Raw genomic sequence first — 19,530 nt, 5'->3', positions numbered from 1 at the left:
CAAAACGGAACTAACTTACTCTTTTAAGTTAGTTCCGCCGTTCAAACGACTAATCCAAATTTTGATCGATCGTTCCTTCAAAATAGTCATCACTGACCTGTTCATGAGTTTCAGCCAATCCTTTTTCCAACTGCGTGGCTCCTTCATAATCCGAGGGGTCAAAGTATTTTCCAGCCATATCCGTGCTGTCATTTATGTTATCTTTCCTATCAGTTTCAGCGTTCTCTGTCTTAGCATTGCTGTCTAACGATTGCTGAGAATCGTATTCCTTGTCTGCTGAAGAAAATCTTTTGTAATCATCGGGTTTGTCTGCTCCATTTTTTTGCATCACGTTTATCACTCCATATCATTGAATTTTATAATAAGAAAGGGGCATCTGAAGACCATTTCAGTTTGATGATCATTCAATACAATGGTTTCACTCCTTTTGTGAATTGTGCTGAAATATCAACTCTTCTTATTTTGTCTGTTGAGGTGGTATTCATTCGCTTTTTCGGGAAATCCAACTTCAACCCTATATCAAGGGAAAGAGAACAGGCGCAAAAAAATCATAAAGTAAAGCCGGGCGTGCAGGAACGACGCCGATCCTTTCAATGGCAGACATCAAACAAGATAACTTCCCATTCGATGATTAAGGCTTATGTATTTAAGGACATGTGAACTTGCATTGGACGCCTCCTCTGGGGGATAAAAGCGGAAAAAAAGCGAATTCAACTCTGGAATATATATTTTCACGCCTGTTTATGTTTTTTTGTTTCTATATGATGAAATGGTTGTTTTCAATGATGCATATGAACCAATAGCTGCGTAACCATAGAATCCGCCCATAAATACTCCAGCTATGAGGCTGTGTCGATGGCTTATGCAAACAGATATGATTAAGCCTAATGCGAGCGCAATTGATGGGACATACTTTTTGGGAACCTTGAGAAAAACTTTAATGATCTGTGTGACGATCATAATAATTGGCACTGCTATAACAGCATCCCAAAAGTTTGTATGAATGATTGGGAAATCCAAATAAACACCACCTTATTCATCAGTATTTCTTGATTTGCTGAAAAATATTTAACCCGAGCAGCAGAAAAGCTAACGGATCACATAAATGAAGCAGTATGCCAGCTTCAAGAAACATCACAAGCGCTCCCAGTCATGATGTTGTTGTTTAGCTTAGAAATAAGTTTTGAATGATCTTTTTGCAGCCGTTTCATTAGCAGCATTTTTTATGCGCTTGAAACTCTCGATTAAAGAATAGGTTTATTGGCCTGGTCTTAAAGATACATTTTGTTGGATTGAAAGGATTTATTCACCAATTCCTTTCCGTATAGTGGTAAACTCTTAGTTGGTTATTACTTTTGTCATGCATTTTTCGGGAAGCGAGGTGTTGCATATGATAGGTTCAATACTTGGAGAAACGCTGGCTTTAGATATCATGAAAGTTGATTTATCGATGAAGAAAGAATTTTTGGCAGAGCTGAAAGCTTGCCGCAAAGAGCTAGAAAAAGACAAAACGGAGTTCTCTGATTCCAAAAAGACGATCACCGAACCACAGTTGTCGTCTCATACATGGCAAGGCAGTCTTGCTGACTCCTTTGACCGTATTCGAGGCCTGATGAAGACTGCCTACAATGACATCAGCGGAAAACAGCTTTCTGATGTTTTAAGCAAAATCGATGAACGAATCAAATCTTTACAAGAGGATATTCACTCGCTCAGCCAGGAAGTTCGTTCTTTAGAGAAAAAGATTGAGAACGCGAAGCGAGAAGCGCGAAACAAGGAGTAAATGAAAAATGGGTCAAGAAATAAAAGTAAATACCGGGGAAGTCAAACAAGCGCTTTCTAATTTGAAGCATTCCAGCCATTCAATGAAAGCATCGGTTCCGACAGATATCAAGGGCCAGAATCAGCTTGATGCGACGATGAAGATAGAGGAATTGAATCAGACGATTAATAAGATCGCTTCTTCCTATGCCTCCGCCTTCTCAAAACAAGCCGCCCAAACGGAATCAGCAGTCGAAGCAATGAAGGACACCGACAAACAGCTGGCTTCTTCGATGAAAACAAAATAGAGGAGAATGCCATGAAGACTCTTGATGTTCAGGTGTTGCCCAAAGCCATTGATCAAACGTTGGAACAATTAAAACAACAATCAGACGAATTTACCAAAGTCAAAAACAAAAAACATGTTATATATCGGCTAGAAGATGATGTTATTGAGGCAGAAGAGAGATTAGAAAAAATTTCCTAATGATGAGGATGATTTTATAGATCCAAGCATTAGGGAGCTATACCCAGAGAACATGTTAGTGTTTTTTGAAGTTGGTGAGGGGACAAATCTTACTCTAGATTTAGATCAGGAAGAAGAGAACGGGATTTGTCCAGTATACTATTTTGAAAAGAAAATTGCGGCATCACTCGAAGAATTTTTGAAGAAAATGGATGAAGAACCAGACTATTATATTCATGCCTAAATTGACTTGAAAATTGATTAACTTTAAAGAATTACCTTGATTGGCTATTGCCTTTCAAGGTTTTTTATATTTAATCTGAAAAAAGTGGCATAGAATGAGAGACACACCTTTCCATAATCGAATGATGATGAAGATCGTCAGGGTTACTGAGACGTGGCTGGAGTCTATGCAGTTTTGCGCGTGATCGTCATCACAAGGCGGTAAGGTCCCGTGGAAATTATAAGTCTTTCAATTTCTTCAATGCCTTCTTCTTTTCTTTTTTAAAATTATGTGTCATAGTACCGATATAATGATTAAGTAGAATTGAAAGAGTGATGTCCATTGTTATCTTTAGGAAATATTATAACAATAGAATTTGAAAACGAAATTCAAGAATATGTCCTTGCGAAAAGCAAAGTGTTATCTATTGAAGGCAATGTTTTAAGAGTGCATTATCCTGTGGATGAAGAAACGGGGAGAACCGTTATTATTCCAACAAATACAATGGCCATGGTTCACTTTATAAGTGAGCAACAAGTCCCATATAAATTCACTAGTGTAATACAAGGCCGAGAAATCTATCAGGATATACCTGTATTAAATATGTATTTACCTGAAGAAGTTCAAATGACAAAAGTTCAAAGACGGCAATTTTTTAGAGTCAATACAACGATTCCCGTCACTGTTCGCCCATATGGATCTGGCTCAATGTTTAAAACATATACAGCAAATATCAGTGCTGGAGGCGCTGCGTTAATCATTGACGAGACGCAAAAACACGAACCAGAAGATGATTTAAATCTAAGTATCCATCTGCCAAATGAGCATGATGAAGATGTGATTGACGTCCATGCTCAAGTCAAACGCACTTACATTGACCCCAGAACAAACAAACAGTTCATGACAGTTGAATTTATCAAGATGAATGAACATGACGAACAAACTCTTGTACATTATTGTATAAAATTGCAATTGACAGAAAGAAGGAAATTGAAAACTGAATAAGTGTTAATTTTAACCTTCTTTATGAATGAGGTTTTAGATGGAAGTTTAGGAAGACAGTGATCTGCCTAAAATTTCTTAATTAATTCAGAGGAGATGTTTCGTCCTCGCCATATACATTTATGGAAACCTGTTGGCAAGTTGGCGTCCAACTCTGCCAACAGAAGTCATCAACTGCACTGAAGTGTAGTGATCCTTCACATGTAACAGATATTCTGCATGAAAACGGCAGATCGACAAGCAACATCGTCGGTGAAGCAGTGGAATCCTAGGTTGCGCCGGCCGATTTCAAGGTCAAAAAAGAAGCATGAGTTCTCGTCGCATAAGCCTGGGATGAGCTATCAAAAAAGGTGACATAACCGGGATTCAATGGCCGCGACCGCTGAACCAACGAAAAAAAGAGAAGCCTTTTTTCTTCTGCCAATGAAGAAAAAGGGCTTTTTAATTTGCTGAAAAACTTCTTTTTTGAAGCAAAGCACCAAACACCAGTAGAAAAAGGCGGTCGTAAGATTTCTGTGTCTAACTTAAATCAAATTAAAACGGCTCATGCAGCTCTCGTCTGGCAGAGCCAATGAGAGGAATACGAGTTAAAAAAGATTGAGAAATTGCTTAATGACAAATTGAACCCGATCGAGACTTATTGAAAAAGAAACAGAATCGACGCCAGACGAGTCACAGGAGATATGATTATTGATTTCGAGAAACCAAGAATTGAAATTATATTTTGGCCAAATACAAGCAAAGACCGCGAGCGTGGTATTCCGATGGGGGATAGTCATGAAAGTGAACCAGGCAAATCTAAAATAGATAATTCTTTTTTGATATGGGTGCGGAATTTAGAGTCTTTTAAAAATTTCAGCAGGAAATCATTCATATTTCGAGAAAGTTTTGCATTCTCGAATGGAGTTAAATCATTTGCAAAAAATGCAATATCTGTCTGGTTTCCATCTTTATCTGTCGCATACATTGCAATTGTAAGAATAAACGCAGTAGATCCTCCCTTTTGTCCCGCATGAACAAGCCATTCACAATTGTTTGGATTTCTCATTATTTGTTCCATTACCGGATCAAGATATTGATATACATTTGCACTAAAATATACTTTGCTGTTTAGCTTTTTCATAATAGATACATAATCTCTAGTCGTTGATCGGGGCAAACGGTCGGACCAAATTTTTTGAAAATCCTTGTCCAAAGTTTTTCTTAATTGTTTTTTTTCTTGATCAGTTAGTGGTTGGCTCAGCCATCTATTATGAATTTCAACCGCTTTATTACGGTATTCATGCATATCCATGTTTTTCATTACTTCTAGGACTTCTTTTTTCGATAAGTTCTTTTCATTCATCAGTTGGGCAGGTATATAGAGTGCACTTACAATGGGATACATAGGCTCATGCTTTAACATATCTAAGCTCTTTGGAACATGATTGATGTTTTGAAGCCCCAGCACCTCAATTAAGTATTCAGTATTTGCATTAGAACTGTAAGCAATCATCCCGTTGACTACCTCACATAATGGAACACGATCTATCTCTTTGTCTTTTTTTAATTGAATAATCCAAGCCTCATGCGCACCGCCGTCTGTTTTTGGAATATAGAAATTCTCTAATTCATTTAATCTTACTTCTTTTTGCGGATCGATTTTTCCTGTTGCTGCTTGTTGTGCATATTCGATGGCTAAGATGATTTTTACAGTACTTGCCAGTGGAAGTTGCTCGTTTACGTTAACATCAACCCAATTCTCATCATTGTACTTTATGGATAATGAGACATTCCCGCTTCCTGATTTTGCTTTAACAAACTGTACAATATACTCTGGATTTAACTTTTTTATTTCCCTCCGAAACATAAGAATACCGATTGCTATTACTAAACCAAGAGAAATTATTATACCTGCAATAATCCATAGTGCAATCTTCAATTTAACACTCCCTATAATGTTCAAATTACTATAGATACGAATTAAATAATGTTAGGTTTCAATTTCCTTCACACCAGCTCTTATGATACGCAGTCCTGAAACCTCTTCTCAGGATTTCCGGGCATGATTCCTTTGATACTTGAGCCGGAATCATAAGACAAGCGCTTTTAAGCAAGAGCAAACGTCATTTCTGCCTTTTTGATAATTTCCTTTTAAAATAAGCCGTCCCAAACGGGGTTTAGCCAAAAAGCTCACCAAAAACAGGAAGATTTTGCGAGCTGGCAGTGGTAATGAAAAAGTGCTGAATGCCGGCAGCACATTTGTAGAAAAAATCAGAGGAAGTATCAAATGGGTGTCAATGATTTTATCGGAACACGCGGCTGCTGATTGGTTTGTGTTTTCAGAGAGCGGAATGTTTGAGTTACAGCGTTTGCCGGTGTTGAAAAGGGCGCCGCCCCAAAACCGAAAAGAGAGCCTGTCAGTGCTGCTGCCGCGGTTAGAACAGACATTGTTTTTTTCATGCCGCCCCTCCTTTTTTATCTATCCTCTCGTTTTCCGGTGATGACGCAATAAAACATGTGAGTGCGCTTTGTATGTTTTATTGATCCCTTGCAAGGGAAGAGAAATGGGTAATTCGGTATATACACAAGCAAGAAAGGGGAATGGAGATGGCTGAACAGAAAAAAATCACAATAAACGGCGTTGAAATGGAAGCGTCCGAGGAACAGACGGTGCTGCAGCTTTTGAATAACAGCTCGATTGAAGTGCCGCAAGTTTGCTATCATCCTAGCTTAGGGCCGATTGAAACATGCGATACGTGCATCGTCAGCATCAATGGCGAGCTGAAGAGGTCGTGCTCCGCTGAATTAAAGGATGGCGACGTCATTGATACGCTTTCGTCTGATGTGAAAAAAGCGCAGGTTATCGGGATGGACAAGATTTTATATAATCATGAGCTTTATTGTACAGTTTGCGATTACAACAATGGGGGATGTGAAATACATAATACGGTGAAAGAAATGAAAGTCAATCACCAAAGCATCCCGTTTGATCAGAAGCCTTACCATAAGGATGAATCTCATCCGTTTTACCGGTATGATCCGGATCAATGTATTTTGTGCGGACGCTGTGTCGAAGCGTGTCAGGACGTTCAGGTAACTGAAACACTGACCATTGACTGGGAGCGGAAACGCCCGCGCGTCATTTGGGATAATGATGTGCCGATCAATGAGTCATCTTGTGTATCATGCGGACACTGTTCTACCGTCTGTCCATGTAATGCGATGATGGAAAAAGGAATGGAGGGGGAAGCCGGATATTTAACAGGAATCGATGACGAAACGCTGCGTCCGATGATCGAGATCACAAAAGGCGTAGAAACTGGTTACGGCTCGATTCTCGCCATTTCTGATATGGAATCCGCCATGCGTGATGAACGAATCAAGAAAACGAAAACCGTCTGCACCTATTGCGGCGTCGGCTGCAGCTTTGATGTCTGGACAAAGGGCAGAGACATTCTGAAAGTCGAGCCGCAGGAAGAAGCACCGGCCAACGGCATTTCTACTTGTGTAAAAGGAAAGTTCGGCTGGGATTTCGTCAACAGCGAGGAACGCCTGACAAAGCCGCTGATCCGCGATGGCGACCATTTCCGTGAAGCGGAATGGGAGGAGGCGTTATCGCTGATCGCCAGCAAGTTCACGGATTTAAAAGAGGAGTTTGGCCCGGATTCGCTTGCCTTTATTACATCTTCTAAATGTACAAACGAAGAATCCTACCTCATGCAAAAGCTGGCGAGAGGGATCATCGGCACAAATAATGTCGACAACTGTTCGCGCTATTGCCAATCTCCTGCGACTGCCGGCCTGTTCCGGACAGTCGGCTATGGCGGTGACTCAGGGTCGATTACAGATATCGCGGAAGCGGACCTTGTGTTGATTATCGGTTCGAACACGTCTGAGTCGCATCCGGTCTTGTCCACTCGCATTAAACGGGCTCATAAGCTGAGAGGGCAGAAAGTGATCGTAGCGGATATCAGAAAACACGAAATGGCAGAGCGCTCTGATTTATTTGTCCAGCCGCGTGCCGGCTCGGATATCGTCTGGCTGAATGCCATCGCCAAATATTTAATTGAAAACGTCAAGGCCGATGAACGCTTCTTGCGGGAGAGAGTAAACGGCCGGGATGAATATGTGAAAAGCCTGGCGCCTTACACACTTGAATATGCCGAGGAGAAAACCGGAATTGATCAAGAAACCCTCATCCAAATCGCAGAGATGATTGGTCAGGCTGCCAGTGTGTGCGCATTGTGGGCGATGGGCGTGACACAGCATATTGGCGGAAGCGACACGAGCACGGCAATTTCTAATCTGCTGCTTGTGACAGGAAACTATGGAAAACCGGGAGCGGGTTCTTACCCATTGCGCGGCCATAACAACGTACAGGGAGCAAGTGACTTCGGAAGCATGCCTGACAGACTGCCGGGCTATGAAAAAGTGACGGATGAACAAGTCCGCCAAAAATACGAGCAGGCGTGGGGAGTGCCGCTGCCGAAGGAGCCTGGCATGACCAACCACGAAATGATCGAAAAAATCCATTCTGGCCAGCTGAAAGCGATGTATGTAAAAGGTGAAGAAATGGGTCTGGTCGATTCCAATATCAATCATGTACACGCCGCATATGAAAAGCTTGATTTCTTTGTGGTGCAGGATATTTTCTTTTCACGTACAGCCGAGTTTGCTGATGTGGTTCTTCCTGCGAGTCCGAGCCTTGAAAAAGAGGGCACCTTTACAAACACAGAACGCCGGGTTCAGCGGCTATATCAGGTGTTTGAACCGCTTGGCGAATCAAAGCCTGACTGGCAGATTATTATGGAGGTTGCCAATAAGCTCGGTGCTAACTGGCACTATGAGCACCCTGGAGACATTATGGAGGAAGCAGCCATGCTGTCGCCGATTTATGCCGGCGTCACCTATGAGCGCCTTGAAGGCTACAACTCCCTGCAATGGCCTGTAAGCGCTGATGGAAAGGATTCACCTTTACTCTTTACCGAGCGCTTCCCTTTCCCGGATGGCAAAGCCATTCTTTATCCTGTTCAGTGGACAGAGCCTGAAGAGTTCGGTGAGGAATATGATATCCATGTCAACAATGGGCGGCTCTTGGAGCATTTCCACGAAGGGAACCTGACCTACAAATCAAAAGGCATTTCGAAGAAAACACCGGAAGTGTTCTTAGAAATTTCTCCTGAACTTGCGGCAGAAAGAGGGATTCAGGACGGAACTCTTGTCAGACTCACATCGCCTTTCGGAAATGTCAAAGTGAAGTGCTTGATCACTGATCGTGTCAAAGGGAAGGAAGTATATCTGCCAATGAACGATTCAGGGGAAGCAGCGATCAACCTGTTAACAGGCAGCCATGCCGATAAGGATACCGATACGCCAGCATACAAAGAAACCTCAGCCAAGATGGAAATTTTGAAGCACGACGGAACCAATCCGCTGCCTAAGATCAATCACCGCAATGGCAATCCGCAGCCGCAAATCGGTGTGCAGGTACAAAAGAAATGGGCGCGGAAGGATTATATTTTCCCTGGTGACGCTGTGAAAAGGGGGATTGGGCATAATGGCTAAAGCGATTAAACGAATTCAGAAAATCGAGATAACCGAAGAGGAACAGAGAAAGCGTGATATGAAAGAAATAGAAGATGCATTAGTCGAAAATAAGGAAGCCATTCTTGAAACGCTGCATATGATTGCCCACATGAACGAGCGCGGTGTTTTGCCATTGCTCCGCGGCCTTTTTGGCCAAGGAGATAAAGTTCTTGACATCTTAGTGAAAAAGGCAGATACAGAGGAAACGGCCAATACACTGAAAAATCTGCTTCTTCTGTTCGGAACGCTTGGCATGCTGGATGTAAAACAGCTGGAACCTCTCATTTTGAAAGTGAATGCGGGGGTGGCAAACGCGGTGGAACAGAAGGACAGCGAAGAGAAAACAGGTTATTTTGATATCATCCGCTCGCTCAAAGACCCGGAAATCAACAAAGCAGTTACACTGCTATTCTCCTTTTTAAAAGGAATGGGACAAGATACAAAGGAGCTGGAACGCACGACTCAGCCTCCGGAGCACCAAAAACATCATCAGGAACCCCGAGAGAAAAGGGGGATGAATAAGAGGGATTGACCACCCGCCCGAGCCGGCTGTTGCCAGCTCGGGTTTTTGGTGAAAAGATCTAATGGACCGGTTAAAAATGATCAAATACGAGGAAGAAGTAAGTTTGCAGGCAGCCGGCTAATCAATATGAAATCGAAGCAATAAGAGCTCACTCAAAAAACAGGAAGATCTTGCGAGCGGAGTGGTATGAAAAAGTGTTGGATGCAGGCAGCACATTTGCAGGAAACATCACCGGATATTATGATTACAAGAAAGCCACTGAGGGTGTTAATCCCGTTACAGGAGAGAAACTTGAAGGTCATCGGATTGATGCAGCAGTAATCGACTCGGCCGGATACATTCCGGTTATCAAGAGTGCAAAGGAATTAAAGGCGTATATAGCTTATATGACTTCACAATCATTGGCAAAGTCTTAGCTACCTAGACAACACCGGAAACATTCCAGGTAGGTCTATTCGGGCTCGCCGCAGCAGATGGCTTTAGCGAATCGGTCACCGGCTGTGATATGTTCGTTAATAAGGGAAAGAAGCTGAAATTTCGCTTCCAACTGTGTTAAGAAAAAGGGATATGGATATTTCTGTTCGAAGTGTTTGAACTTCAGGTGAAGTCATTTGAACACATGCATTAAAGACCAAATAGCCAGAGTAAGCGGACCTCCATGCGCATTTAAAAACTCTTATATTTGAAAACCCCCTTCTATTTAGTTTGGGATTCCTTACCCGAAACAGAAGGGGGATGTATTATAACAATCTAAAAGAGTTCAGTTTTCCAAGACTTTTTAGGAGCGAAGAACCACAAATTCCAAAAGTCATCCTTTGATTTAACCGCATATCTATAGATTGTTGTTGACTTTGCAGCGGATGGAGCACTTAAATAAAATTCATGGTTCGGAGCCTTGTCATGTTTGCCCGAAATGGATGCCATACTCTTCGTCAGCATTACATTATAACTGTAGTCAATCTTTGGATAATAGCTTCCGAATGGTATTCCAACTGCATGAGTTACAGTCCAATGGAGGTAATCGCTTTTTTTGCTAGTGATATGCAGCTTTATTCCAGAGCTACTGGCGGTTTTTCTTTCGATGACTTTTTTGCAGTTCGGGTCGCTACATCTTACAGATTGACTGACATCTTTATACAGGGTTATGCTTGTCGGCGAATGGAATTGTGTATTAACCATCGCCTGTGTTCTGAATTTACTTGATGTATCTGAAAAACCTCTATTATCCCCCTTTAAATATGTTTTCGAAATTTCTGGTTTAGGATCTGCAACCGTTTTGTAAGGTATGAAAGTTTTATAATCCCATCCCTTCATATTATCCTTTGGTAGCTTTCCTTGTATCGAAAAGTTTTCGTCAGTCGTTAAATCAGCTAATACTGAATCTTTTGATTCTAAGTATGATTCTTTGTTTCCCGGCATATCTACGACTGCAGAGAGGGAACCTTCGACACTCATGATTTTAGATTTTTCTTCTTCTGAAAGATTTGAACCCGATTCTTTCATCTTTTTCTCGATCTCTTTTTTCTTCGCTTCAGGCGGATCCAAACTAACATGGATAGAGTAGTTGTATTTTTCACCTGATTTCGCATGGTAGTCTGTAAACTCTCGATTTGTTGTTTCACCTATTTTTTGATCGTCTCTATAAACCTCATATACTCCGTCTTTGTCAGGGAGTTCATCCCATGAAAGCTGCACGCTTTCAGGATCAGCTATAACATTTAAGTGGCCATTTTGAATTTGATAAGCCATTAAATCTTCGGCATATGATTCTTCAGATGAATTTAAAGCTTTTTCTCCTAAATCATTGGTGACGTTTAGAGTGACCACTTTCTTTAACTTATCTTTTTGAAAGATTCCTATTTTATATTTATCTCCAATCGTTGACACATCATCACTGTATTCATTAGAATCACCTTCGTAAACTGGTGTGCCATTTTTGAAAAACTTGTATTCGTCTCCTTTTTCGTTTACCTTTAATGTAACATGTCCATTTTTTACTTTTGTTTCAATATCAGGGATCTCTTTCGCATAACCTTTAGGTATTGAACATAAACAAAGAAACAGAATTAGCAGGAAAGGTAAAACAAAAAGCTTTCTCATGGGAATTCCTCCGATCTTTGAAAAAAAAATTGATTACAAGAGAAAAGGAGTTTGACTAATGCGCGTTTTTGGTGGGATTATTAGTTACTTATGTACAGTTGTCTTTTCCGTTGTATCAGCGGCAATTGTCTACACGTTGATGTTCTTAGAAGGGTTTGGTTTTTTGTCTTTTAGAGCGATAAGTTTGTTTATGTTTGTTGCTTATTTAATCTTTGCTACACCAATACAAATCTTTCTAAATCGCAAACCAAAAAAATATCATGGATGGTATTTGCTAACTTACTTTATAGTCTCTCTTGTCGTTTGTGGAATTTTAGCCTTATTGACTAATTACGGTTTGACTATTTTTGTCTCGTATAAACTATACCTTTTTAGTTTTCTTTTGGCTTTAATTTATTGGTTTTGGGACTCTGTTTTTAGACAAAAGAAATAGCGCACATAATATTAAGCCAAATTTCACCCCTTTGTTTTTTATTTGTGCGAGTCAATTGTACCACAAGAAATTACAATTTCAAGAAAAAATACATATTTTTTCAACTTTACTCTTTTTTTGTCTTGCATCTGGATGATACATCACATTTTCAATTAGGTACAACTGAACCAACCAGGGACTACGACGAAAAGAGTCAATACAGAAAGACTTGGGATTGACCGATAAGGAAGTTTTAATATTAGAAGCGGGGTTAACATCCAAGAAGTATACTTGGCATCATCGTCAAATTCCTAGGGCGAATGGAACTTGTTGATTCTGAAATCCATGCAAAAACAGGACATACAGGCGTCAAAAAATATGGGGGAGATTCATAAAAAGAAAGAGAAATAGATAATGATTCAAGAAATGAACTGGATTAGTCCCTCAAAGTATAAAGAGTTTTCAAACAAGGAAATAAAAGAAATAGAAAATAAAATGAAGGTAGCAATTCTATCCGACTATAAAGAAGTTGTTAAGAAATATCAGGGGTGTATATCTTTAGATAAAAATGTTGTTGAAATTGGCAGTTTTAAAGAATCTTTTAATTTTCTTCTTAAATTTGAAAGCGATAAGTATATAGGAATACTAGAAGTTTATGACTCTATCAAAGATCGAAAATGTAATACCGTTTGCTAATGATCCAGGAGGGAATTTTTATAGTTTTGATTATAGGGATTCGTCTGCACCTAAAATCGTTTTTTGGGATCATGAAGAGGCTTATACAAATCCAGAAAAAGCGTTGATTTATGTTTGTTAGAACTTCACAGAATTAATCAATGGACTCAGACCTCTTAAAGAGGAAGAAGAATCGTTTTTTTAGCACCCAATATTGTTTGGGTGCTTTTTTATGTTCAAAACCGAGAAAAATCCGACAAAAGGGGGATAAAATGGGGGTCTTTTTCTATTCCACTTTGTCATACGATAGCGACAAGAAAAACGAACGTGAATATCGAGTCCAAGAAGGAGAGCCTGCGGACACTGATCTTTTGCACACGGATGTTGTGCCGCTGATTAGTGGCCGCTTTTTTAATGGCCAGAATGGGAGACGCACCTTTCCATTATTAAGTGTGAACCCGGATGTAAATCGTATGATGATTCGTCAGCATCACAGGAGGAGCGCCTGGAGACTATGCAGTATTACGCGCGATAGTCACGGGGAACACAAGCGGTGAGATCCCGTTTGCACAGGAAGTCATTTTTAATTCAAAAAAGCGAAAGCGCAAGGTGGTGTTTATTCGGTAAGGAGAATGAAACATGAAGATGAGATATGTTTTGTTTTATCAGCTGACACGAAGCAGCAGCTTAAAAAGTATTAAGCTCCTCAACGAAGGAAGATGAACATTAACGAGACGGGATTGGGAAGAGATCATGGGAGTCAGGAAGGACACCTATAAACGACAAGGTGGCCGCATTCGCCGCAAATAGTAGCAGGAAATTCCATTGTGTTATAATTAATGAAAACATGGCGAAGCGGGAGGTTTAAATTTGGGTAAGGATAAAGAAGAATTTAAGAAAGCGGATGACCGAGGTCAATGGCAGTGAGGCTGCGGATGTTTTTTTTGGAGCTGTTAAGTGATAATAAAGTTATTCTATTAAAAGACCATTTTGTAGAATAAGATAGGTTAAAATTTAGATATCATGTAAATCAAGGGAGGAATCAAGTATGTCAACATCTGTTGTAACCATCATAGCTATATTTTCTGTCGTTATATGGATTGCTGTGTCCCGAGAAGTTGTTAAACCTACAAAAATGATAAACAGGCGAAAAATGATAACTTTAGTGTCGGCAGGAACTTTATCAACACTAATAATAACCATTTCACTTTTTCAAAATCTCTCGTTCTTCCATTAAAGGGTGCGTTTGTAGAATAAGCCTTAACAATGAACAAACTTTTAAAAAAAAAATGTATACTAATCATAAGAGAATCACTCGTTTTGATCAAATGGGTTCATTTAATTTAACGTAAGTGTGGATTTGTAAGATGTTTTTGACCAGACTTTGTTTTAAAGTAACAATTGGCAAGATTTTGGGAAAGCAAGTTGTTTTAGAGTGGTTATAGGTGATAAAGCGAAGAGCGGCCCTGCTAATAAGCGGGGCCCTTGTTGTTCAAAACTTCTTAGTGGTTTGTCTAACGATGAAAGATGTTATCGTCAGACAAATTATAGGTACGTTTGCTGAAATTCCATATATTTTACATACTGTTAAAGTACCCAGAATTGAGGCCTCATTCAAACTTTTCTCTCAACCCCTTCGGCTGAACCGTTTGATAGCCTCCTCGGTTACCGGCTCGAAGAGGTTAATTAGGTTTCCGTCGGGATCACGGAATAACATAGCACGGTTCCCCCATGGCATCGTGGTCGGTTCCTTTACCCAATCGTCTACAAACGGTTTCAAGCGCTCGTATTCGGCATCGATATTAAAGACGCGAAACTCAATAATGACGGAGTGATTGTTGGCCGCCACTGCAGAACCAGCGCCGAACAGTGGTACCGTCTGCGAGTGGCCGATCGCAAGAGTACACGATGGTACAACAAGTTCGGCAAATACAGGCGCATGGTGTTCAGCCGAAACACCCATGACTTTTTCATAGAATTTGACAAGACGATCCACGTCTTCAGTAATGACGAAAAGACTTGTTCAGAAGGCATCATCTACTCTGGCAGTGCAGCTGCTTTTGACCACATGGTTAAAAGTGACCACCAAAATGACCACAAATTTATTAAACACACATTGAAAAAACATGAAAATAAGTAAAGATGATGTGTATAAAAATTCTTTAAAAAAATGAAAGGAAACGAAAGTCTTGGGAATGATATTTTTAAACGGTGATTTAATACTTTTTCTAAGCAGAGTTTGGCCTTAAAAAAATCCGCCACCAAAACGGTCAAAGATGCGTGATCACCCTGATGAAAACCTCAAACAAAAAAAGAGGCAAACCCTTACGTACCAAGGGTTTGCCTCTTTACATTTAAAACGTCCCAGGAGAGATTCGAACTCCCGACACACAGCTTAGGAGGCTGTTGCTCTATCCACCTGAGCTACTGGGACACAGAACAATATTATAGTACAAAAAACTGAAAAAATAAAGAGGTTGCAGCGGTTTTTTGAAAAAATTCTTCGGGAAAACATACATCCGGCAGACTTCGCAGCCTGCTGAATGTATGTTTCTGCCTTAACCTTTCAGGTCAATATGATGCCCTGAAACGGGATGTGGCGCCTGCACCATGTCAACAAGCTGCTGTGCGCTTTGTTCGGCGGTGTCCAAAGCCGTCTTTGTCAGCGACATTTGCACGTTTTGATAAAGAGCGGCCTGACTCATGGCCATTGATAAAACAGCAATATCCAACATAACCACCTCCTTAACATGTGTATCGGTTAGAGAGGTGAGGACTTTACTCATATTTACTAATCTGAATATTCAATTTAATATAGTTGTAAACCGATCCCAGCGGCATCTTAAACACCATAAAAAAGAAGCCGTCTCTCAATACGGCCACTGATCGGTTCCTTGTTTGTCTTCGAATAAGGAGAGGGGCTGTTTTGTATCTTCCGCGATTCTTCAATTCCTGAGCATTTGTCTAATGTTTTTTGTTGATTTCATTCTCAAAGAGGCTGATGATTCTATCATTCTGCTTGACAATCGTTCGCAACATGGCGACAATGTTTCCTGCAAATCCGATCAATATGATCATCAATATGATGATGATCCACATGGTAAACCACACCCTTTATGCACAAAATTTTCCTTTCGATTCAACATTACCACCTGGTCTTTCACAAAACAACTTTCCTTTTGAAACGGAGGCTGATTTTATGGATTGGCTTGAATTTGTTTCTGCGACGGTTCAATCATTGGCATGGCCAGCTGCTTTGATGATTTGCGTTTTGCTGTTAAAGGAACCTTTGTCTGAACGGATGAAGGAATTGATCAAACTGAAATACAAGGACTTTGAATTGGAGTTTGACAAAAGGCTTCAGGAGCTCGTCTCCGTACGGGAAAAAAGGTTATCGGGACTGACATCTGTACGGTCGGTGCCGGCAGGGGAAAACATGATCGAAAGCGCTTGGTCTGATGTTCACAATGTTCTGCGGGAAACAGCCTCGACATTTGATCAAAATGCGATCCGCCTTGAAGGCGATGAATTGATTCAAATGCTGCATGACCGCGGAATTATACAAGACGACGCGGCATCTGTGCTGTCAGAGCTTTCCGCTCTGCGCCGGAATGCATCGGACGGAGCGAGCATTACCGGAGCCCTGGCATACAAAACGCTTTGCTTGGAGGAAGCGAAGCGTTTGCAATTATTAGCTGAACAACAGACTGCGATTAAATGAAAGGCGAAACTATTCATTTGATACTCTGACGCTTTACATCAGCGCCGGGGTTTTTTGTATTTGAGCTAAAAATGAATTTTCTTTATCGAATAGACGATTTTACGGAGAGAGGCTGATTGCCGGTTTAAATATGATATCATGGTGGACAGGAAGAAGTTTATGATAAGAGAGGGTTTCATTTATATGCTAGAGAAAGCTGAAGCTATATTGCAGCACTATTATGGCTATCCTTCACTGCGTCCGGGCCAGAAGAAAGCCATTCAATCGGTCGTTTCTGAAAAACGAGATACAGCATGCATTATGCCGACGGGCGGAGGGAAATCAATCTGCTACCAAATTCCCGCGCTCCTTATGGAAGGGACAACCATTGTGATCTCTCCTTTAATTTCCTTGATGAAGGACCAGGTGGATGCTTTAAATCAGCTTGGAATTCAAGCTGCGTACGTGAACAGTTCTTTAGGCCATGGCGAAATCGCTGAGCGGCTTTCCGTTTTAAAGGAAGGCGGCTACAAGCTGTTTTATGTCACACCTGAGCGGCTGACGTCTCCCGATTTTATTCGCGTGATTTCCCACATTCATATCCCGCTGACAGCGATTGATGAAGCTCATTGCATTTCACAGTGGGGCCACGATTTCAGGCCGAGCTACAGACATATTGAAAGCTTTTTAAATAGCCTCGGCACCCGTCCGGTCGTATTGGCATTGACGGCTACCGCAACGCCCGAGGTTCATGAGGATATTTGCACACAGCTCGGGATCGAAAAAGAGAGCACGGTTTTCACCGGTTTTTCACGGGATAATTTGACGTTTAAAATTTTAAAAGGCGAAAACAAGGATCGTTTTATCGAATCATATGTGGAGAAAAACCGCTCAGAGGCGGGAATTATTTATACAGCGACAAGAAAGGAAGCCGAAAGAATATCAAGCCGCCTGTCTCAAAAAGGAATTGCGGCCGGATGCTATCACGGCGGGATGAATGATGAAGAAAGGGACCGGCAGCAGGATCTCTTTTTAAATGACGAGATCAGCGTGATGACAGCGACCTCAGCATTCGGAATGGGCATCGATAAATCCAATATCCGCTATGTGATTCATGCTCAAATTCCAAAGAACATGGAGAGCTATTATCAAGAAGCAGGACGAGCCGGACGCGACGGTCTTGACAGCGAGTGTATCCTGCTATTTTCTCCTCAGGACATCCGGCTTCAGCGGTTTTTAATCGAACAGTCGACAGAGGATGAAGACATTCGGGCGCAAGACGTGAAAAAGCTGAGGCAAATGGTTGACTTTTGCCATACTGAAGGCTGTCTTGAACGGTTTATTCTTTCTTATTTTGGCGAAGTTTCGACTGAAGACTGCGGCAGGTGCAGCAGCTGTCTCGACACCCGAAGCATCACCGATGTGACGAAGGAAGCACAGATGGTACTGTCCTGCATCATCCGCATGGGAGAAAGGTTCGGAAAAACCATGGTGGCGCAAGTTCTGGCAGGTTCGAAAAATAAGAAAGTGACCGAAAACGGCTTCCAGCAATTATCGACTTACGGAATTTTAAAGAGCCGGTCTATTGCCGACATCAGCGATTTTATAGAGTTTTTAATCGCAGATGAGTACATCCAGATGTCCGACGGAACATATCCCGTTCTCTTTGTCGCCAACAAGGGGCGAAACGTTTTGCTCGGCCGCGAAGCGGTGATGCGCAAGGAAAAAATGCAGACAAGTCAAATTGTTAAAGATGACGAATTGTTTGAACGGTTAAGAACGCTGCGCAGAAAGCTGGCCCAGGAACAAGGCGTGCCTCCTTTTGTCATATTCTCTGACGAAACACTGCGGGAAATGAGCGGGAAAGTTCCCCTGACAGACGAAGAACTTTTGTCAGTCAAAGGAGTGGGAGAACAAAAAAGAGTAAAATACGGCGCTGTATTTCTACAGGAGCTTCAAGCCTATAAAACCGAGAAAGAAGTATAAAAACCCAAAAACATCATATGTAAAAAGTTTTTTTAGTAAATTTCCTATTGCAGATAAAAAAAGATTGGAACCCTTGATACACCTGAATTTATGCCGATTTTTGGACGGCTGAAAATCCTTCTCGTAAAATAACTGTAATCAAAAACAAATTGTTTTGTTATTGATTTGACATTTTCATATGTTACGATTGCTCCTGTTAGCCGGACAATAAAAAGCTAACAAGGGAGGATTTACTTATGAAGAAGACGTTTATGTCCTTTGTTGCAGTTGCAGCATTATCTTCAACTGCATTCGGAGCGAGTGCCTCTGCAAAAGAAGTAACAGTCCAAAAAGGTGACACCCTTTGGGGAATCTCGCAAAAACAAGGGGTAAATCTACAGGACCTAAAAGAATGGAATCAGCTTTCCTCAGACCTGATTATTCCAGGACAAAAGCTGAACGTTTCTGAAAAACAGACAGAAGAAAAGAAACAATATACCATTAAAAAGGGAGACACTCTCTGGAAAATCGCCCAACAATTCGGCGTTTCCGTGAACGACCTTAAAAATTGGAACAACATAAAATCAGATATCATTTACCCGAATACATCCATAACTGTTGACGGACAGGCGACGGTTCAAGCTGCTGCGGCGCAGCCTGCGGAAACAAAGCCTGCCGTACAAAAAGAAGCGAAAGTTGAGAAAGCTGCGCCTGCACCTAAGCAGAAAAAAGAAACGGCTTCCCGTTCAAACGAATCTCAAAGCTCTCAAAGCGCTCAAAGCGCTGCAAAAGAACTGACGGTTACCGCGACGGCATACACTGCCAATGACGGCGGAATGACAGGCGTGACAGCTACGGGTTTTGATCTGAACGCCAATAAAAATGCCAAGATTATTGCGGTGGATCCAAACGTGATCCCGCTTGGATCCAAGGTGTATGTTGAAGGCTACGGAGAAGCGACTGCTGCCGACACCGGCGGTGCGATCAAAGGGAACAAAATCGACGTATTTGTTCCAAGCAAATCCGCGGCAAAAAACTGGGGCGTTAAAACGGTTAAAGTAAAAGTTTTAAAATAATAAGTTTTACCATTGATGGACACTGACCATGGAGATGATCAGTGTCTTTTTTCTGTTTT

At 41.3% G+C, this 19,530-nt stretch carries 19 protein-coding genes, 1 tRNA gene and 2 pseudogenes; 13 read left to right on the top strand and 9 right to left on the bottom strand.

Translation table 11 applies throughout. The features are described from left to right. Positions 1-49 precede the first annotated feature (49 nt). Both MHI30_RS11005 and MHI30_RS11000 read right to left on the bottom strand, forming a co-directional pair. Complete coding sequence (locus MHI30_RS11005; protein WP_075754241.1) at positions 50-331, bottom strand: YozQ family protein; 282 nt, start codon at positions 329-331, stop codon at positions 50-52. Positions 332-741: 410 nt separating this feature from the next. Beyond that, positions 742-1,020, bottom strand: a complete 279-nt coding sequence (locus MHI30_RS11000; RefSeq protein ID WP_075754245.1) for a hypothetical protein — start codon at positions 1,018-1,020, stop codon at positions 742-744. A 322-nt stretch (positions 1,021-1,342) separates the two neighbouring features. Here MHI30_RS11000 and MHI30_RS10995 point away from each other — a divergent pair, with 322 nt between their 5' ends. The 5 genes from MHI30_RS10995 (at position 1,343) to MHI30_RS10975 (ending at position 3,455) form a co-directional block, all read left to right on the top strand. Continuing rightward, complete coding sequence (locus tag MHI30_RS10995) at positions 1,343-1,783, top strand: DUF5082 family protein (RefSeq protein ID WP_081379928.1); 441 nt, start codon at positions 1,343-1,345, stop codon at positions 1,781-1,783. A gap of 7 nt (positions 1,784-1,790) precedes the next feature. Further along, entirely contained in the window at positions 1,791-2,069 is a 279-nt protein-coding gene (locus MHI30_RS10990; RefSeq protein ID WP_075754247.1) for a YwqI/YxiC family protein, read from the top strand. A gap of 11 nt (positions 2,070-2,080) precedes the next feature. Beyond that, positions 2,081-2,248 carry a hypothetical protein gene (locus tag MHI30_RS10985; RefSeq protein ID WP_167564583.1) on the top strand — a complete coding sequence of 56 codons (168 nt, stop codon included), beginning with the start codon at positions 2,081-2,083 and terminating at the stop codon, positions 2,246-2,248. A gap of 52 nt (positions 2,249-2,300) precedes the next feature. Continuing rightward, positions 2,301-2,471 carry a hypothetical protein gene (locus MHI30_RS10980; protein ID WP_237562604.1) on the top strand — a complete coding sequence of 57 codons (171 nt, stop codon included), beginning with the start codon at positions 2,301-2,303 and terminating at the stop codon, positions 2,469-2,471. Between the two features lie 321 nt (positions 2,472-2,792). Continuing rightward, a complete protein-coding gene (locus tag MHI30_RS10975; protein ID WP_075754249.1) occupies positions 2,793-3,455 on the top strand; it encodes a PilZ domain-containing protein in 663 nt (220 codons plus the stop codon). Between the two features lie 772 nt (positions 3,456-4,227). Here the strand turns inward: MHI30_RS10975 and MHI30_RS10970 are convergent. Together MHI30_RS10970 and MHI30_RS10965 are read right to left on the bottom strand one after the other, a co-directional pair. Then, positions 4,228-5,373, bottom strand: coding sequence for a serine hydrolase (locus MHI30_RS10970; RefSeq protein ID WP_075754251.1), 1,146 nt, complete (start codon positions 5,371-5,373; stop codon positions 4,228-4,230). Between the two features lie 378 nt (positions 5,374-5,751). Further along, positions 5,752-5,894: pseudogene (locus tag MHI30_RS10965) on the bottom strand (hypothetical protein); the annotation flags it as partial. 147 nt (positions 5,895-6,041) lie between these two features. On the opposite strand from MHI30_RS10965, the gene fdhF reads away from it, so the two are divergent. The 3 genes and pseudogenes from fdhF to MHI30_RS10950 all read left to right on the top strand — a co-directional run. Beyond that, a complete protein-coding gene (gene fdhF, locus MHI30_RS10960; RefSeq protein WP_075754253.1) occupies positions 6,042-8,999 on the top strand; it encodes a formate dehydrogenase subunit alpha in 2,958 nt (985 codons plus the stop codon). Then, positions 8,992-9,552 (top strand): DUF1641 domain-containing protein, encoded by a 561-nt coding sequence (locus MHI30_RS10955; protein WP_075754255.1) that lies wholly within the window; start codon positions 8,992-8,994, stop codon positions 9,550-9,552. Before fdhF ends, MHI30_RS10955 begins: the two co-directional genes overlap by 8 nt. 206 nt (positions 9,553-9,758) lie before the next feature. Further along, positions 9,759-9,893: pseudogene (locus tag MHI30_RS10950) on the top strand (pre-toxin TG domain-containing protein); the annotation flags it as partial. A 400-nt stretch (positions 9,894-10,293) separates the two neighbouring features. On the opposite strand, the gene MHI30_RS10945 reads toward MHI30_RS10950, so the two are convergent. Further along, complete coding sequence (locus MHI30_RS10945; RefSeq protein WP_145699687.1) at positions 10,294-11,643, bottom strand: hypothetical protein; 1,350 nt, start codon at positions 11,641-11,643, stop codon at positions 10,294-10,296. A gap of 58 nt (positions 11,644-11,701) precedes the next feature. On the opposite strand from MHI30_RS10945, the gene MHI30_RS10940 reads away from it, so the two are divergent. Both MHI30_RS10940 and MHI30_RS10935 read left to right on the top strand, forming a co-directional pair. Further along, complete coding sequence (locus MHI30_RS10940) at positions 11,702-12,076, top strand: UPF0715 family protein (RefSeq protein WP_075754261.1); 375 nt, start codon at positions 11,702-11,704, stop codon at positions 12,074-12,076. Positions 12,077-12,469: 393 nt separating this feature from the next. Next, a complete protein-coding gene (locus MHI30_RS10935; RefSeq protein ID WP_081379930.1) occupies positions 12,470-12,751 on the top strand; it encodes a hypothetical protein in 282 nt (93 codons plus the stop codon). A gap of 1,606 nt (positions 12,752-14,357) precedes the next feature. On the opposite strand, the gene MHI30_RS10930 is transcribed toward MHI30_RS10935, so the two are convergent. The 4 genes from MHI30_RS10930 to MHI30_RS10915 all read right to left on the bottom strand — a co-directional run bounded on the left by MHI30_RS10930 (position 14,358) and on the right by MHI30_RS10915 (position 15,829). Next, complete coding sequence (locus tag MHI30_RS10930; protein WP_075754267.1) at positions 14,358-14,738, bottom strand: VOC family protein; 381 nt, start codon at positions 14,736-14,738, stop codon at positions 14,358-14,360. Between the two features lie 352 nt (positions 14,739-15,090). Beyond that, positions 15,091-15,164, bottom strand: a tRNA-Arg gene (locus tag MHI30_RS10925). A 124-nt stretch (positions 15,165-15,288) separates the two neighbouring features. Continuing rightward, positions 15,289-15,462, bottom strand: coding sequence for a YjfB family protein (locus MHI30_RS10920; RefSeq protein WP_011198037.1), 174 nt, complete (start codon positions 15,460-15,462; stop codon positions 15,289-15,291). Positions 15,463-15,694: 232 nt separating this feature from the next. After that, a complete protein-coding gene (locus MHI30_RS10915; RefSeq protein WP_023855695.1) occupies positions 15,695-15,829 on the bottom strand; it encodes a hypothetical protein in 135 nt (44 codons plus the stop codon). 100 nt (positions 15,830-15,929) lie between these two features. Here MHI30_RS10915 and MHI30_RS10910 point away from each other — a divergent pair, with 100 nt between their 5' ends. The 3 genes from MHI30_RS10910 (at position 15,930) to MHI30_RS10900 (ending at position 19,471) form a co-directional block, all read left to right on the top strand. Beyond that, a complete protein-coding gene (locus MHI30_RS10910; protein WP_075754269.1) occupies positions 15,930-16,451 on the top strand; it encodes a hypothetical protein in 522 nt (173 codons plus the stop codon). A 183-nt stretch (positions 16,452-16,634) separates the two neighbouring features. Further along, positions 16,635-18,416, top strand: coding sequence for a DNA helicase RecQ (gene recQ, locus MHI30_RS10905; RefSeq protein WP_145654026.1), 1,782 nt, complete (start codon positions 16,635-16,637; stop codon positions 18,414-18,416). A 236-nt stretch (positions 18,417-18,652) separates the two neighbouring features. Continuing rightward, a complete protein-coding gene (locus MHI30_RS10900) occupies positions 18,653-19,471 on the top strand; it encodes a 3D domain-containing protein (RefSeq protein ID WP_075754271.1) in 819 nt (272 codons plus the stop codon). The last annotated feature ends 59 nt before the right edge of the window (positions 19,472-19,530 follow it).

The sequence above is a fragment of the Bacillus sp. FSL L8-0528 genome (genome assembly GCF_038593085.1).
GTDB lineage: Bacteria > Bacillota > Bacilli > Bacillales > Bacillaceae > Bacillus > Bacillus paralicheniformis.
This window is presented reverse-complemented; position numbering and strand designations above follow the sequence as displayed.

Coding starts and splice junctions, on each gene's coding strand:
- MHI30_RS10990 (WP_075754247.1), top strand. CDS start 1,791: ATGGGTCAAGAAATAAAAGTAAATACCGGGGAAGTCAAACAAGCGCTT.
- MHI30_RS10985 (WP_167564583.1), top strand. CDS start 2,081: ATGAAGACTCTTGATGTTCAGGTGTTGCCCAAAGCCATTGATCAAACG.
- MHI30_RS10980 (WP_237562604.1), top strand. CDS start 2,301: ATGTTAGTGTTTTTTGAAGTTGGTGAGGGGACAAATCTTACTCTAGAT.
- fdhF (WP_075754253.1), top strand. CDS start 6,042: ATGGCTGAACAGAAAAAAATCACAATAAACGGCGTTGAAATGGAAGCG.
- MHI30_RS10955 (WP_075754255.1), top strand. CDS start 8,992: ATGGCTAAAGCGATTAAACGAATTCAGAAAATCGAGATAACCGAAGAG.
- MHI30_RS10945 (WP_145699687.1), bottom strand. CDS start 11,643: ATGAGAAAGCTTTTTGTTTTACCTTTCCTGCTAATTCTGTTTCTTTGT.
- MHI30_RS10940 (WP_075754261.1), top strand. CDS start 11,702: ATGCGCGTTTTTGGTGGGATTATTAGTTACTTATGTACAGTTGTCTTT.
- MHI30_RS10935 (WP_081379930.1), top strand. CDS start 12,470: ATGATTCAAGAAATGAACTGGATTAGTCCCTCAAAGTATAAAGAGTTT.
- MHI30_RS10915 (WP_023855695.1), bottom strand. CDS start 15,829: ATGTGGATCATCATCATATTGATGATCATATTGATCGGATTTGCAGGA.
- MHI30_RS10910 (WP_075754269.1), top strand. CDS start 15,930: ATGGATTGGCTTGAATTTGTTTCTGCGACGGTTCAATCATTGGCATGG.
- recQ (WP_145654026.1), top strand. CDS start 16,635: ATGCTAGAGAAAGCTGAAGCTATATTGCAGCACTATTATGGCTATCCT.
- MHI30_RS10900 (WP_075754271.1), top strand. CDS start 18,653: ATGAAGAAGACGTTTATGTCCTTTGTTGCAGTTGCAGCATTATCTTCA.